Below are 16,080 nucleotides of genomic sequence, written 5' to 3'. Positions count from 1 at the left end.
TTTCCGAAAAATAAAAACAAATGCCAGACAATAAAAACAAAAATAACTACGGTAACAACGGGCATTCTCATATATACCACAGTAATTATGGAAACAAATCCATTTATTACAATCCGAATTTAATCATAAGTTTGATTTTTAATTTTTCTAGTTCAGTTGTACAAATTATAATTGGTGTTTTATCTAATAGTATTGCATTATCATTAGATGCATTTAAAAAATTAGATTACGTAATTTCCATTTTAATAAATTATTCCATCAGTAAAAAAAACAAACGCGAAGATAATTTTGAAACGGCTTTAAAAATAAAAAGACTTGAAATCATAATTATTTTTTTCAAAGCGATTCTTTTCATTGTTTTAACATCATTATTTTTGGTTGAGGCATACAGGGCAATTGATACAGAGGGAAATATTGATGTGCATAAAGTTATTATATTCGGCTCTGCCGGATTTCTTGCAAACCTTATTTCAATACTTCTTTTATATAAGAGTTCGAAAAAAAGTCAAAAACTCAAACATTTTTTTAATAACCAGACTTTAGGATTATTCTCTTCGGTAATAGTGGTTATCAGCGGAATTTTTTCTTTTTATTACAACAATTACGTTGTTGATTCCATTGCAACTTTTTTTATTGCTGTACTAATTTTCAGGGAAACATTTTATTCAATAAAGCAGGCATTCTTTTCGGCTATGAATTCGGTTCCCGAAGACATAAGTTTATCAAAAATTAAATTTGAAATACAGGCTTTTCCTGAAGTAAAACACTTACTTAAAATAAAAGCAATAAATTTCGGCGACAATGATATTCAGGTATTTTGTCATATTGAATTAAAAAGCGATATGATGCTGAGTGAAACAAAAAAACTCAGGAAAAAAATCAAAGAAGTGCTTTCTAAAAATAAAGTAAACAGTGTGACTATGCAACTTATTTATGACCCCGAAAAATGATTGTAGTTTTCGATATTACCCTTAGCAAATTTTATTTTTTTCAACCGAACAAACCGTTTTGAAGTTTATTATATTTTCTTCCAAGATGTTTATAAGCAAGTTCAGTAACTTGTCTTCCGCGTGGCGTTCTTGAAATGTATCCCTCCTGTATCAAAAATGGTTCATAAACTTCTTCTATAGTACCGGCTTCCTCGCCAACAGCGGTTGATATGGTTGAAATCCCAACAGGACCTCCACTAAATTTATCAATTATTGTTGAGAGAATTTTATTATCCATTTCATCGAGACCGTGTTCATCAACATTCAGTGCATTTAAAGCATATTGTGTTATTTTTTCATCAATGGTGCCATCGCCTTTTATTTGGGCAAAATCTCTTATTCTTCTAAGCAATGCATTGGAAATACGAGGTGTTCCGCGGCTTCTTCGGGAAATTTCTTCTGCTGCGGTTTCAAGTAATGGAACATTTAAAATACCCGCAGAGCGTTTAATAATATTTTTCAGAAGTTTTGATTCGTAATATTCGAGACGTGAAGTTATTCCGAACCTTGCTCTAAGGGGAGCCGTAAGTAAACCCGAACGTGTAGTTGCTCCGATTAATGTAAAAGGATTCAGCTTTAACTGAACACTTCTCGCATTAGGTCCGGTATCAATCATTATATCTATTTTATAATCCTCCATAGCCGAATACAGATATTCTTCAACAACAGGACTAAGGCGGTGTATTTCATCAATAAATAAAACATCAAATTCACCAAGGTTGGTAAGTAACCCCGCAAGGTCACCCGGTTTATCTAAAACAGGACCTGATGAAACTTTTATTCCTACGTTCAGTTCATTCGCAATTATGTACGCAAGTGTTGTTTTACCCAAGCCGGGAGGACCATGCAGAAGAACATGGTCAAGAGCTTCATTTCTTTGTTTTGCAGCTCTTACAAAAATTATTAGATTTTCTATAATCTGGCTTTGCCCAACAAAATCATTAAAAGCCGAAGGTCTCAGAAGTTTTTCAAATTCCTTATCAACTTGTGTCAGATTTTCCGGGTCTGTGTTCAGATTTTCATTCATAAAAAAAATTAAACAAAAACAAAATTAACAATAAATTTCATACTTTTTTCTATAATTCACAAACATAAATATTTTTAAATAAAAAAATATTTTTATATTAGCCTCTTGAAATCAAGTCAAAATTAACTTTATGAAAAGTAAAAGTATTGTAGTTCCAATTGATTTTTCAAAGGAATCATTGAACGGTCTGCGTTTAGCTATTGTTTTTTCAAATGCTTTAAAGAAAAACATCTGCATGGTTTATGTACAAAGAAAAACCACAAGTGATTACCTCTCGGTTTCGGTAAAAGAAGAACTGGAATGGGCAGAAGCACAATTTGAAGAAATAATAGATAAATTTAAAAGTAAACTTAAAGCCGGCTGTAAGCTGAATTACAAAATACGTAAAGGAAGTATTTATGAAGAAGTTGTAAATCAGGCAAAGTATAACGATGCTTATATGATAGTTTGTACCACACACGGAGCATCAGGGTTTGAGGAATTTTTTATGGGAAGCAATGCTTTCAGAATTGTATCTGCTTCAGAGTGTCCTGTTTTGACAATAAGGAAAGGTATTTGTCCGAGTTCAATAACAAAAATAGTTCTTCCGATAGATACAAGTGAAGAATCACGTCAAAAAGTTCCGTTTGCCTGTGATTTGGCTGAATTATTCAAAGCTGAACTTCATGTTCTTTGTGTTTCAAATTCAACTTCAGCAGAAACCACTAAATTACTTAATGCATACCTCACGCAGGTTTCAACGTACATAAATAACAGAAAACTGCAATTTCAAACAAAAATGATTACAGGAAGCAATATTGCAAAAATTACTATGGACTATTCAGAACTGGTAAAAGCCGAACTTATTGTTATTATGACTGAACAGGAAACCTCAACTCAAAATATACTTCTGGGTACTTATGCGCAGCAAATGGTTAATCGTAGTAATATTCCGATAATAACAATCCGACCTGAAGAAAAAGGAAAACTTAATGTATTTAAATATTAATCTTCAAATTACCGAATGAAACATTTAACGGTTTTTATTTTTATTCTTTTTTGTTTTTTAAAACTTTATTCCCAAAATGAAGGAAATGTTGAAATTATTCAGGATTCAAAAATAGATGAACTTGTAAAATTACATATCAATTTCAATGAACATTCTAAGGGAATTAACGGTTACAGAATACAAATCTTTTTTGATTCCGGAAATAACGCAAGAAATAAAGCAGAAAAGGTAAAACATGATTTTTTAAATAAATATCCTGATACTCAGGCATACCTGCTTTTTCAGCAACCTTATTTCAAAATAAGGGTTGGTGATTTTCGTACCCGCCTTGATGCCGAAAGGTTTTTAAAAACTATTGAAACAGAATTTCAAAATTCGTTTATAGTTAAGGATGTTATTAATTTTCCGAAACTTTGAAGCTTTAATATTAAAGTATAATTTATGCTTCATTAATATAAATTAAAGTCTAATTTTTAAGGATATGAAAGTAGTAATATTAGCAGGTGGCTATGGAACTCGTCTTAGTGAAGAAACAGACCTTAAACCAAAACCAATGGTTGAAATAGGCGGCAAACCTATATTGTGGCACATAATGAAAATCTATTCCCATTATGGATTTAATGAATTTATTATTTGTCTTGGTTACAAAGGATATTTAATTAAAGAATATTTTTCAAATTATTTTTTGCATCAATCCGATTTGACAATTGATTTAGAAAAAAATAAAATGGAAATTCACAATTCACACGCCGAAAAATGGAAAATAACCTTAGTTGATACAGGCCAAAATACAATGACGGGAGGAAGAATTAAAAAAATAGAAAAATATGTAAATAATGAAACATTCATGCTTACTTATGGCGACGGCATCGGAGATGTTAATATAAATGAACTTGTTTCTTTTCATAAAAAACATAAGAAATCTGCAGCGGTAACTGTTGTTCAGCCAACAGGACGTTTCGGAATTATTAAATTTGATGAAAAAGAAGAAGTAAATGTTTTTGCTTTTGAGGAAAAACCCAAAGGAGATAATTCATGGGTTAATGGTGGTTTTTTCATACTCGAACCTAAAATATTTGATTATATTTCTGATGGAGATTCCACTATTTGGGAAAAAAAACCATTGGAAACTATTGCAAAAGACGAGCAGCTCGTTGCTTACAAACATTATGGATTTTGGAAACCAATGGATACATTAAGAGACAAAATTGAACTTGAGGAATTATGGAGCAAAAATAAAGCCCCCTGGAAAATTTGGGAAAAATAATATTTATGAAAACAATTTTCAATAATATTTATAAAAATAAAAAAGTCCTGATTACCGGACATACCGGGTTTAAAGGTTCTTGGCTTACACTGTGGTTGGTTAATCTGGGCGCAAAAGTAACAGGTTATTCTTTAGCTCCTCCAACAAATCCTAATTTATTTGATACTTTAGGAATACAAAACAAAATCAATCATATAAAAGGTGATGTGCTTGATATAGCCAATTTAACAAAAATATTCAACGAGACACAACCCGAAATAGTATTTCATTTAGCTGCACAATCCTTAGTTAGATTATCATATTTGGAACCAAAATTAACTTATGAAACTAACATCACGGGAACAATAAATTTGCTTGAAGCTGTTAGAAAAACAAAAAGCGTTAAATCTGTTGTTATTGTTACATCTGATAAATGCTACGAAAATAAAGAATGGATATACGGTTACCGGGAAAATGATGCAATGGGCGGCTTCGACCCTTATAGCTCGAGTAAGGGTTGTGTTGAATTAATTACAAATGCTTACAGAAATTCTTTTTTCAATATAAATGATTTCGGCAAAAAGCATAATGTAGCAATTGCCTCAGCTCGTGCAGGCAATGTAATTGGCGGCGGCGACTGGGCTGATGACAGATTAATTCCCGATTGTGTAAAATCAATCAGTAAAAATGAAACAATCATAATCAGAAATCCGAAAGCTACACGTCCATGGCAGCACGTATTAGAGCCGCTCTCAGGATATTTGCTTCTTGGTGAAAAATTATTTACCGAAGGCGTAAAATATAGTGATAGCTGGAATTTTGGTCCAACAAATGAAGATGTTCTTGAAGTAGAAAATGTTGTTAAAAAATTAATTGACATTTGGGGAAAAGGCAACTACAAAGTTGAAACCGACAATAAATTTCACGAAGCAAATTTTTTAAAACTCGACATCAGTAAAGCAAATTTTTATTTGAAATGGAAACCCGTTTTTAAAGCAAATGAGGCAATTGCAAACACTTGCGAGTGGTATAAAAATTTTTATGAAGATGAAAAATTTGATGCATACAAATTTAGTTTGAAGCAAATTGATGAATATATTAAAAAATCCGAAATTTCATAAGCTATATTGAGTAATTTAACAGTACTCTATCTTAAAATATTTTTTACATAAAATAGCATTTCAAAAAATATTATATTTGTCAAAATGGTTTATTAAAAATAAATCTTAAAACTCAAAAATATTTATGAGTGAAGAATTATTACAACGTGATTTATTAAAAAATCCTGAGAAAATTGGCAAATGGGATTTTTACAATATTGGCGCAACAACAGTAAAAGCATTAAAAGAGCATGGTATTATTAGAAATATTGATTATACTGATGTTGAAAAAAAGAAAGTTGATGGATTAATTGTTCAAAAGAAAAATGTAATTGCTATAGTTGAATTTAAAAAACCTTCTGGATTTAAAACAGATGAACAAAAGGATAAAGCTATAAATCAAGAAATAGAAGTTGCAAAAAAATTAGAAGCTCATATTATAATTGCTACTGATACAAAAGATACAATCTGGGTAAATGTTTTAACCGGAAACAGAATAAAGGACGAAAAAGGAAAAGAAATAAAAACTAATTTTAATCTTAAAGATGAAAATCTCCAAGAATTAATTGAAAAAATAATTTATTCAATTAACGAACTTAATGACCAAATAAAACCCAAAAAATTTGTTAACCCAACTGATTTAGCAAAACAGATATGGCAAGACATATGGTCTGTTGCTGGAGCTACGCCTGAGAATTGCCTATATACATTTGTTGAGCTTTTTATTTTTAAATATTTAAGTGATTTAGGAGTTTTACAAGGTATTTATAATTTTAATACTTTAATTGAGAGTTTTGAATCAAACACAGCAGAAGAGGTATTAGAAACATATGCAGGTGTTATACGTCCAAAAATAAAAACTCTTTTTCCTGAAAATCCTATTGACAAAACAACAATTATCAATGGAACTATTTTTGTTAGTAAAGACCAAAAAGCCGTAAAAGGTTACAGTACTGTTTTTAAGAAAGTTCTTGGAAAATTTAAAGATTATGGTAAGCTTGAGCATATTGATTACGATTTTAAAAGTCAACTTTTTGAAAGTTTCTTGAAAGAAAGTATCAGCAAAAAAAATTGGGGCCAATTTTTCACACCTCTAAAAGTTGTTAGAGCTATTGTTGAAATGGCAAAAGAAGATATAAAAGAAGGTATTAAAATTTGCGATCCTGCATGCGGAGTTGGAAAGTTTTTATTAGAACCAATAATTACAAAGCTCGACCAATTCTATGAAATAAAAAAAGGAAAACTAATTCCTAAAATTACAATTCACGGATTCGATAAAGGTTTTGATAAAGACGAGCAAAAAACAATAATATTAGCAAAAGCTAATATGCTTATTTATTTTTCAGATTTGATTAAAGAAAATTCAGGCATTACAAAAGAATTTTCCGATTTATTTAATGAAAGTTTTACATTAAAAACAAATTCAATTTTAGGAACACTTTCTGAAACTGTTGAAAACGAATATGACCTGATACTAACAAATCCACCTTATGTAACAAGTGGCTGTAGTAACCTAAAAGAAGAAATAAAAAAAGATGGTGATTTAGAAAAATACTATAAAATAAATGCAATGGGTGTTGAGGGGTTATTTATGGAATGGATTATTCGCGCATTAAAGCCAAATGGTAAAGCATTCATAGTTGTTCCCGATGGAATTTTAAATCGTCAGAATGATAAAAATTTACGCCAATTTATAATTGATGAATGTTATATTGATGGAATAATTTCACTTCCATTAAAAACATTTTTTACAACACCAAAGAAAACATACATACTTTGCATTACAAAAAAAGCGAATAAAAAAGATGTTCAAATAAATCCTGTATTTACTTATTTAGTTAGCGAAATTGGCGAAAGTAGAGATATTTATCGTTTCGATATTGAACAAGATGATTTAAAAGAAGCCGTAAAATTATTCAAAGCATTTAGAGGAAGCAAAGAATATTTTATTGAAAATAATAGTGGAGGTAAAAGGTGCAAGATACAACCCTTTGAAAAATTTAAACCTGAAAATCATTGGTCTGTTGATAGGTGGTGGAGTAAAGACGAACAAGTTGAATTAGGAATTGTTGAAGAAGATAAAAGTATAAAGTTTGAGGAAGTACCAAGTTTAATCGAAGATGTAGCTAACAATATATTAAGTTTTAAAGAAGAAATTTTACAACTTTCTGAAAAAAAAAAATCTGAAATAACTTTCAAAGAAATCTTAATTGAAAAATTTTTAGATTCTCCATCCACAAATTCTGGATTGAAAAGAAATGATGTAAGTATAGAAAAAACTAATAAATTTAATATTCCTGTTTATTCAGCATCAAAAGAAGAAAATTTAATATTTGGTTGGGTTTCGGCTGATAGCAAATGGAAAAAATACAAAAATGTTCTCACATGGAATAAAGATGGGAGTGCTAATTTTGTTTTTTATAGAACAAATTTATTTGTGCCATATGAAAAAGTAAAGGTTTTAAAAATTAAAGATGAGTATAAAAATAATTTAATTTATAACTATTTAAAAATAGTAATTCAAAATAGTATGATTAAAGAAGGGTTTAATTTTAATCATAAATGCTCAATGGAGAGAGTATTAAAATTATATATTCCTATTCCTTTTAATAAAAATCATAGCATTGACATAGAAAAGCAGAAAGAAGTAATTGAAAAACATGAATACATTTCAGAATTAAAATTAAAAATAGTTCAACATAAAAAATATATTGAAGAATTAAATGTTGAAATAGAAGATAATTATAAAACTAAATTATTTATAATTGACAAATTATTTAATATTATAAGTGGCAACTCAAAATTAACACAAGATTATTTAAATTCAAATAAAGGCGAATATGTAGTTTATTCGGCAAACACAAAACAAAATGGTATTTTTGGTTATATTAATACTTACGACCACGATACTGAATGTATTCAAATTACTACAAATGGGGTTTATGCGGGAACTGTTTTTTATCGAGATAAGCATAAATATAGTATAAATGGAGATGCAAGATTGCTAATTAAAAAAGATGAAAAGCTAGATTATTATTATTTGTTGTTTGAACTTAAAAAGAAGTTTATAGAATTTAATTTTAATTGGGAAAACAAACCTACTGTTGCTAAAATTAAACCCATAGAAATCCAAGTTCCTATTAATACAAATGGAGAATATGATTTGAAAGCACAAAAACAAATTGCAGAGAAATATAAAAAGATAGAACAAATTAAAAAAAGTATAACAGAGGAGTTAGACAAAATAAATAAAACAGAAATTGATTTCGATTAATGTTTTATTAAGATATGGCAGGCAATGCCTGCCGTATTAAATCTTAAAAGCAATCTTAAAAAAATTATTTGATTTAAAATGGACGAAAAAATAATAAGATTAAAAATATTTGAACTGATAAAAGAATACTATAATCTTAAATTTGGGAAAAAGAATTATAAGTATGGCAATAAAGTAATGTACGCAGGAAGAATTTTTGATGAAAAGGAAATACAGGTTTTGGTTGATTCTTGTTTGGATTTTTGGTTAACGGAAGGAAGATTTTCAGAAAAATTTGCAGAAAAAATTTCAGATTTTCTTTCAGTTAAAAATGTTTTATTGTGCAACTCCGGTTCCTCCGCAAATTTATTAGCATTATCCGCCCTAACTTCAGAGAAATTAGGAAACAAAAAATTAAAACAGGGAGATGAAGTTATAACTGTTGCTGCTGGTTTTCCTTCTACTGTGGCTCCAATAATTCAAAATGATTTAATTCCCGTTTTTGTTGATGTTTCTATTCCCACCTACAACATTGATATTGAAATGCTCAAAAAAGCGATATCAAAAAAAACCCGTTGTATTTTTATTGCTCATACTCTTGGAAATCCTTTCAATATTGATGAGGTTTTAAAAATTGCAGAAGAAAATGATTTATGGGTAATTGAAGATAATTGCGATGCATTCGGAAGTAAATATAATGATAAATTTACAGGAACTTTCGGTCATATAGGAACATTTTCTTTTTATCCTGCACACCACATTACTACCGGCGAAGGTGGTGCTGTTATAACTGATAATGATGAATTAGCTCAGATAATCCGTTCTTTCAGAGATTGGGGAAGAGATTGTTATTGTGCAGGTGGTGAAAATAATACTTGCGGGAAAAGATTCACCCAGCAGTTTGGGAATCTGCCTGCCGGATACGACCATAAATATGTTTATTCCGAAATAGGATATAATTTAAAAATGACAGATATGCAGGCAGCAATCGGCTCGGTTCAGATTGATAAATTATCGGAGTTCTGCATGAAAAGAAAAAGTAATTTCAAGAAACTTTCTGAAGTATTTTCTAAATATAATGATTTTTTTATTTTACCGGTAGCAACCGAAAAAAGCGAGCCAGCATGGTTTTCATTTATAGTAAGTGTTAAAGAAAAATCTCCGTTTTCAAGAAATGAATTGATTAATTATTTTAATAATAATAACATTGAAACCCGAAATCTGTTTGCAGGCAACATAACCAAACAACCCGCTTTTATCAGAAAAAATTTTAGAATTGCTGAACATTTGGAAAATACGGATTTTATAATGAACAATACTTTCTTTCTTGGAACGTATCCGGGAATAACCGATGAAATGATTAATTATATCAGTGATGTCCTTAATCAATTTATTGATTCAATAAAATGAGTTTAATAAAAAAATATATTGCCGAAGTTGTTAATATTGCCAATCCTATTGATAATATTTATTGTGTTGAATTAAAATCAACGGAAAACAGAAAATTTACTTTTTCGCCGGGACAATTTTTACATTTGAGTTTGGAAACTTATGACCCTTCTTTTCCATGGCCCGAATCAAGATGTTTTTCAATGCAATCAAGCCCTACAGAACAAAATATCAGAATTACATTTGCTGTTAAAGGGAATTATACAACAAGAATGTCGAAAGAACTACAAACAGGAAAAACAATTTCATTAAAAATGCCGTTCGGAAATTTTTTTAATCAATTTTCAGATAAAAATAATTGTGTATTTATTGCCGGTGGTACAGGAATTACGCCTTTTTTATCATTGTTTCTTGATAAATCTTTTAAAGAATTTTTAAAACCAAAATTATACTTCGGATTAAAAAATGAAAACTATAATATTTATCAAAATGACTTGGAAAATATTAAAAATACTGATTTAACAATAAAATTAATATTTGAAAACTTAAATGGAAAATTAGATATTGAGAAAATTATTGATGAAAATGGAAAAAATTCATCATATTTAATTTCCGGTCCCTTTGAAATGCTCAAATATTTTAAGAATATTCTTGTTAATAATAATATTCTCCCAAATAAAATTATAACGGATGAATGGGAATAATATTAATTCTTCCAAAAAATATTAAAACTATATTTCAAAACTTTACATCAAAAAGAAATATTCAATGCCTAAAAATATTCTGCAAATATTTTTTCTGATAATTGTTTTATGCAATTTTTCTTTCGCACAAAACAAAAACAAAGATGTATTCACCGGCTGTGCTGCTGATGATCTAATGCAGAAAAATTCCATGTTACACCAATCACAAAATAATTTGGACGCAAAAGCATTTAAGTATTTTATTGAAAGCAATAATACATTATTACAGGGTTCCAGAACAACTGTTTATATTCCGGTTGTAGTGCATATCATACATAACAACGGTCCTGAAAATATTTCCAATACTCAGGTGGAAACTGCTATTGCTGATATAAATGCAAAGTATGCTCAAAGCAATAATTACCGCATTCAGTTTTGCCTGGCACAACGCGACCCGCAAGGCAATACCACCAACGGCATTACAAGAAACGTATCCGCACTTACAACTGAAACAATGGAAGTTGATGATATTTCACTAAAAAATATCAACTGCTGGAACCCCTATTGCTACCTGAATATATGGGTAATAAAAGAAATATTGAGTCAAAGCATGGGAAGCGGTGTAATAGGTTATGCTTACTTGCCTTCTGCTCACGGATTAAATATGGACGGCGTTGTGCTGGAAGCAAATTATTTTGGCAGCAGTGCAGTAAGCGATGCTGTCGGAACGCATGAAATAGGGCATTATCTCGGTTTATATCATACTTTTCAAAATGGCTGTAAAAACGATGATTGCCTGATAGACGGCGACCTGGTATGTGATACTCCACCAGACCAAACTACATTTGCTTCATGTAATCATCCGACAAATTCGTGTAATACTGATGCTGACGACAAAAGTACAAACAATCCTTTTAAAACCGATGTCGCCGATTATAGTGATGATTATATGGATTATAGCAGTTTGAGTTGTTATGATAAATTTACACCAGGGCAATACAGCCGTATGCAGTATTTTTTAACAAATGTACGAAGCAGTTTATTAAATTGTTTGAGCTGTGCAACACCATGTCCAACACCTATAACAGCTAAAATCACTGTTCCGGGTTCTCCGGTTAATATATCTATAGGAACTAATATTAATTTTACAGCCACGGCAACCAATTCTAATAATTATCAATGGTATATTAACCCGACTACAATTATCAGCACTACTCTTAATGCAAGTTACACATTTAATGCTGCCGGGTATTATTGGATGAAATTTAAAGCAATAAGTAATAATACTTTTTATTGCCTTGATGCTGTTGATTCCATTGACATTATTGTGAGAGATACTGTGGTTTATAAAAATGGGTTAGTTGCTTGTTATCCATTTAATGGAAATGCTAATGATGAAAGCGGAAATGGAAATAACGGAACTGTTCATGGTGCAACTTTAGCATCCGATAGATTCGGAAATTCAAATAGTGCTTATGATTTTGATGGAACTGATGATTTTATTCTTGTAAATAACAGCCCTTCTTTGGAGTCAATTGAAAATAATAATGCTGTAAGTATAACAACATGGATATATATCAGAGATTGGTATCAGAGTTGGAATATTTTTCCCATTCTTCAAAAATGCAGACTTTTTGATAATAAAGGATGGGGTTTTGAAATTGCAGATAAATATAAAAAGGCATCAACTTTTTTTACGAATGATTCTTTATATCTTGCACTTTGGACACCTAATTTTAATCAATGGTATCACGTTGCAGTTACATATGACAGAACTATTGGCAAAGTAAAATTTTTTATAAATGGAAATTTTATTGGCAGCGCAGGAGCAAATCGTTCTTTGGGAAGCACAAATGGAGGACCATTATTCATAGGAAAAAGTCCCTGGGGTGTTTTGGAATTCAGTGATGGCAAGATTGATGATATATCCATATATAACAGAGCTTTGACCGATAGCGAAATTTTGGATTTATATAAAGGAACCTCTCCTTGTTGTATAAATCAACCTGTTGTTAATTTAGGAAACGATACAATTATATGCAAAGGGAACTCATTGGAGCTTGATGCAAAAAATACAGGGAGTTCATATAAATGGAATTCAGGCGAAACAACACAAAAAATAAATGTAGCTAATTCCGGTAAATATTATGTAACAGTATATAATGGAAGTTGTTTTTCTGTTGATTCTGTTAATATTAAAGTTGCAAACAATAATTCTCCAAAACTTGACCTTGGTTCTGATATTTCTATGTGTACATCAGCTACACATACCTTTGATGCAGGCACAGGATTTAAAGAGTATCTCTGGAATGACGGCAGTAAAAACAGAACCTATACCGCTTATCACTTAGGCAAATACTGGGTAACCGTAAAGGATTCCTGCGGAGGAATACAATCGGATACAGTTAATATTACTTTGTTCCCTTCCCCTACTTTAGATTTGGGTAATGATACAAGTATTTGTCCATGCGATAGTATTTTGCTTCATTATTTCACTAATGGCGTCTATCAAACGTTTCAGTGGTCTCCTTCAACCGGCTTGAGTTGTTCTGATTGTGCCAATCCTTATTTCAGGGCTTTGGGAACAAATAAATATTATCTCGTTGCCACCACAGCTGATGGATGTGCAAATATGGATAGCATAAATATTATTGTAAATCCAAAACCAACAATTTCAACTACAGGCGAAAATGTATGTTTTGGTTCATCAGCAACAATAACAGCATCAGGAGCTTTAAATTATACATGGAGTAATGGAATTTTTACATCATTTATTTCAGTTAATCCGACTTCAAACACAATTTATTCTGTTACCGGAAGTGATGTAAATGGATGTTCAAATACATTGCAGGTAGTTGTAAATGTTTATCAAAATCCAAATATAAATGTTACTGGTAACAACAGCATATGTATCGGACAGCATGATACAATAAGTGTTAATGGGTGCATTACATATATCTGGAGCAATGGAAGTCAAAACAGTACAATTATTGTAACTCCAACTTCCACCACAAAATATTTTGTTACAGGAAGCGATAATAACGGATGTACAGCAACTGATTCTATTACGGTAAATTTTATTAATATGCAAATTCCGTCTGTTAACTTAGGTAATGATACGGCTATTTGTTCCGGTCAGCAAATAATTTTAAGCACATACAATCCAAACTATTTATCTTATCTGTGGCAGGATGGCTCTACTGCATCTTCTTTCACTGTTTTAAAACACGGCTTATATTGGGTGAGAGTATCAGATATTTGTGGAACTACAGGTGATTCAATAATTATTGCTGTAAAAGAACCACCTTATGTTAATCTTGGAAATGACACAACAATTTGTACCGGCGATAAAGTTACAATTCAATTGCCGGTTAACGGTAATACATATATATGGCAGGATAGCTCTAAATCGAATTATTATATAGTTAAAGATACAGGATTGTATGTTGTACGGGCTGCTAATATTTGCGGTTCGTTTAGAGATTCAATTCATTTCAAGGGAGAGGATTGTAATTGCAATATTGATGTTCCTTCTGCGTTTTCTCCTAACGGTGATAATGAAAACGACATACTTTACCTTCGTGGAAAATGTATTGAGAATATTAATTTTTACATCTACGACCGCTGGGGGCAAAAGGTTTTTGAATCGCACTATTTATCTCACGGATGGGACGGCACTTTCAATGGTAAAAAAATGGATGCTGCTGTTTTTGTTTATTACCTAAGCGCCGAAACTTCTTTAGGTAAAAAAAGAACAATAAAAAAACAGGGAAATATTTCGTTAGTAAGGTAAGAAAACAAAATGAATTCTGGTATTATAAAAATATAAAATTAAAATCTTATCTTTGTAAATGAAATTTTAGCAGATATATTGTAACAGGCATATTTATTAACTTTATTTTCTTATTTAAAAACCGGAATTTACAAAAAATTTATTAAAAAGAAAATTCAATTCTCACAAAATTATTTTCAATAAGGCTGTCTAAAAAGTCGATGTGCAATGATTTTTACAGATGAAACCCCACATGACAAAAAAATTGTCACAAAAAAAAATGAATGAAATTTTTCAAGTACTTTGTTGGAAAGAAGCTAACGCATGTGGGTTCGTGAGGCGGGGTTATTCAATGGATTTGTGGGAGTGAACAACTAAAAAAGCAAAAATCGTAAAAATGAGAATAATTAGTATTGAAAATCAAAACATTAACCAAATTTTATACAAATAATCATGATTCTCACAAATACTAAACAGTGATGAATATTTTAGGGCATTCGTCAGCTAACAAACGTAGCCGATTTAATAAAAATAAAAAAATACACATGAATGAAATTTTTAGAAAAATGTTTTATTTGCTGGCAATGAGTATTTATTTATTTGTAAGTTCTAAAATTTATTCGCAGGACATTCATTTTTCGCAGTATTTTTCTTCTCCACTTTTTTTAAATCCTGCTTTAACAGGGCAGTTCAATGGTAATTTTCGTTTCACAAGCAATTACAAAAGTCAATGGGTTGCTGTAAATAAAAACTCTTATCAAACATTTGCAAATTCAATTGATGCTCCTGTTTTTAAAGATAATCTTTATATGGGATTATCTGTCTTTAGTGATAAGGCGGGAGATTCCAAAATGGGTTTAACGGAAATTAATTTATCTGTTGCTTCGCGGATATTACTAAATAATCGTAATACTTTAACTGTCGCAATCCAGGGAGGCGGAGCGCAAAGAAGCATTAATTACAGCGATTTAACATGGGATAACCAATACGACGGAAATATTTTTAACAAATCTTTGTATTCAGGAGAAAAATATACTATTTCAAATTATAATTATTTCGACTTATCTGCAGGCATGTGCTGGATTGCTAAAATAAAAGACAACATTAATCTAAATACAGGAATAGCCCAATTTTACATGAACAACCCAAAACAGGGTTATATATATGATGATAATAGATTACATTCTAAATTAACTATTCATAGTTATATGGAATTTATTGAGAAAAATTCAAACATAACATTAATTCCTTCTGTCGTTTTTCTTAAACAAGGAACTGCCTGTGAAGCAGATTTGGGTTTTATAATAAAGTATAAATTAGGAGTTGATTCAAAATACACAGGAGTAAATGTATCATCGAATATAACATTTGGTGGGTTTTACAGGTTAAATGATGCATTGATTCCTTATGTGCGTTTAATATATAAAAATAATTATTCTATCGGATTAAGTTATGATATAAATGTGTCGCCGCTTAGTGATGTGAGTCATGCTAAAGGGGGTTGTGAAATCAGCTTAATTTATATTTTCGAAAAGAAAAATGCGCCTGTTAAAACAGTGCCTTCATTTTAAATAATATTTAAATAATTGATAATATGATTAGATATTGCTAAAATTTTTAATGAAATTAGGAA

The 16,080-nt window shown here is 30.4% G+C and carries 11 protein-coding genes; 10 read left to right on the top strand and 1 reads right to left on the bottom strand.

Annotation, left to right across the window (positions count from 1 at the left end; all coding sequences use genetic code 11):
- The first annotated feature begins 20 nt into the window (after nt 1-20).
- Nucleotides 21-950 (top strand): cation diffusion facilitator family transporter, encoded by a 930-nt coding sequence (locus WC223_02435; GenBank protein MFA6923088.1) that lies wholly within the window; start codon nt 21-23, stop codon nt 948-950.
- 40 nt (nt 951-990) lie between these two features.
- Here the strand turns inward: WC223_02435 and ruvB are convergent, their stop codons facing one another.
- Nucleotides 991-2,016 (bottom strand): Holliday junction branch migration DNA helicase RuvB, encoded by a 1,026-nt coding sequence (gene ruvB, locus WC223_02430; GenBank protein MFA6923087.1) that lies wholly within the window; start codon nt 2,014-2,016, stop codon nt 991-993.
- Between the two features lie 130 nt (nt 2,017-2,146).
- Between ruvB and WC223_02425 the strand changes: the two genes are divergently transcribed.
- The 9 genes from WC223_02425 (at nt 2,147) to WC223_02385 (ending at nt 16,018) form a co-directional block, all read left to right on the top strand.
- Nucleotides 2,147-3,004 (top strand): universal stress protein, encoded by an 858-nt coding sequence (locus tag WC223_02425; protein ID MFA6923086.1) that lies wholly within the window; start codon nt 2,147-2,149, stop codon nt 3,002-3,004.
- Between the two features lie 15 nt (nt 3,005-3,019).
- A complete protein-coding gene (locus WC223_02420; GenBank protein MFA6923085.1) occupies nt 3,020-3,421 on the top strand; it encodes an SPOR domain-containing protein in 402 nt (133 codons plus the stop codon).
- A gap of 64 nt (nt 3,422-3,485) precedes the next feature.
- Entirely contained in the window at nt 3,486-4,271 is a 786-nt protein-coding gene (gene rfbF, locus WC223_02415) for a glucose-1-phosphate cytidylyltransferase (protein ID MFA6923084.1), read from the top strand.
- A gap of 5 nt (nt 4,272-4,276) precedes the next feature.
- Nucleotides 4,277-5,371 (top strand): CDP-glucose 4,6-dehydratase, encoded by a 1,095-nt coding sequence (gene rfbG / locus WC223_02410; GenBank protein ID MFA6923083.1) that lies wholly within the window; start codon nt 4,277-4,279, stop codon nt 5,369-5,371.
- A 124-nt stretch (nt 5,372-5,495) separates the two neighbouring features.
- Nucleotides 5,496-8,624: an N-6 DNA methylase gene (locus WC223_02405; protein ID MFA6923082.1), complete on the top strand. Its 3,129-nt coding sequence runs from the start codon at nt 5,496-5,498 to the stop codon at nt 8,622-8,624.
- A gap of 78 nt (nt 8,625-8,702) precedes the next feature.
- A complete protein-coding gene (gene rfbH, locus WC223_02400) occupies nt 8,703-10,013 on the top strand; it encodes a lipopolysaccharide biosynthesis protein RfbH (protein MFA6923081.1) in 1,311 nt (436 codons plus the stop codon).
- Nucleotides 10,010-10,696, top strand: coding sequence for an FAD-dependent oxidoreductase (locus WC223_02395; protein ID MFA6923080.1), 687 nt, complete (start codon nt 10,010-10,012; stop codon nt 10,694-10,696). Before rfbH ends, WC223_02395 begins: the two co-directional genes overlap by 4 nt.
- Nucleotides 10,697-10,760: 64 nt before the next feature.
- Nucleotides 10,761-14,468, top strand: a complete 3,708-nt coding sequence (locus tag WC223_02390; GenBank protein MFA6923079.1) for a LamG-like jellyroll fold domain-containing protein — start codon at nt 10,761-10,763, stop codon at nt 14,466-14,468.
- 524 nt (nt 14,469-14,992) lie between these two features.
- Complete coding sequence (locus WC223_02385) at nt 14,993-16,018, top strand: PorP/SprF family type IX secretion system membrane protein (GenBank protein ID MFA6923078.1); 1,026 nt, start codon at nt 14,993-14,995, stop codon at nt 16,016-16,018.
- Nucleotides 16,019-16,080: the final 62 nt, after the last annotated feature.

The sequence above is a fragment of the Bacteroidales bacterium genome, assembly GCA_041671145.1.
Classification (GTDB): domain Bacteria; phylum Bacteroidota; class Bacteroidia; order Bacteroidales; family JAHJDW01; genus JAQUPB01.
Note: the sequence above shows the minus strand (reverse complement) of the source record. Positions and strands in the feature narration are given on the sequence as shown.

Bases quoted from the DNA above. Each gene is read 5' to 3' on its own strand.
- WC223_02435 (MFA6923088.1), top strand. From the start codon at position 21: ATGCCAGACAATAAAAACAAAAATAACTACGGTAACAACGGGCATTCT.
- ruvB (MFA6923087.1), bottom strand. From the start codon at position 2,016: ATGAATGAAAATCTGAACACAGACCCGGAAAATCTGACACAAGTTGAT.
- WC223_02425 (MFA6923086.1), top strand. From the start codon at position 2,147: ATGAAAAGTAAAAGTATTGTAGTTCCAATTGATTTTTCAAAGGAATCA.
- WC223_02420 (MFA6923085.1), top strand. From the start codon at position 3,020: ATGAAACATTTAACGGTTTTTATTTTTATTCTTTTTTGTTTTTTAAAA.
- rfbF (MFA6923084.1), top strand. From the start codon at position 3,486: ATGAAAGTAGTAATATTAGCAGGTGGCTATGGAACTCGTCTTAGTGAA.
- rfbG (MFA6923083.1), top strand. From the start codon at position 4,277: ATGAAAACAATTTTCAATAATATTTATAAAAATAAAAAAGTCCTGATT.
- WC223_02405 (MFA6923082.1), top strand. From the start codon at position 5,496: ATGAGTGAAGAATTATTACAACGTGATTTATTAAAAAATCCTGAGAAA.
- rfbH (MFA6923081.1), top strand. From the start codon at position 8,703: ATGGACGAAAAAATAATAAGATTAAAAATATTTGAACTGATAAAAGAA.
- WC223_02395 (MFA6923080.1), top strand. From the start codon at position 10,010: ATGAGTTTAATAAAAAAATATATTGCCGAAGTTGTTAATATTGCCAAT.
- WC223_02390 (MFA6923079.1), top strand. From the start codon at position 10,761: ATGCCTAAAAATATTCTGCAAATATTTTTTCTGATAATTGTTTTATGC.
- WC223_02385 (MFA6923078.1), top strand. From the start codon at position 14,993: ATGAATGAAATTTTTAGAAAAATGTTTTATTTGCTGGCAATGAGTATT.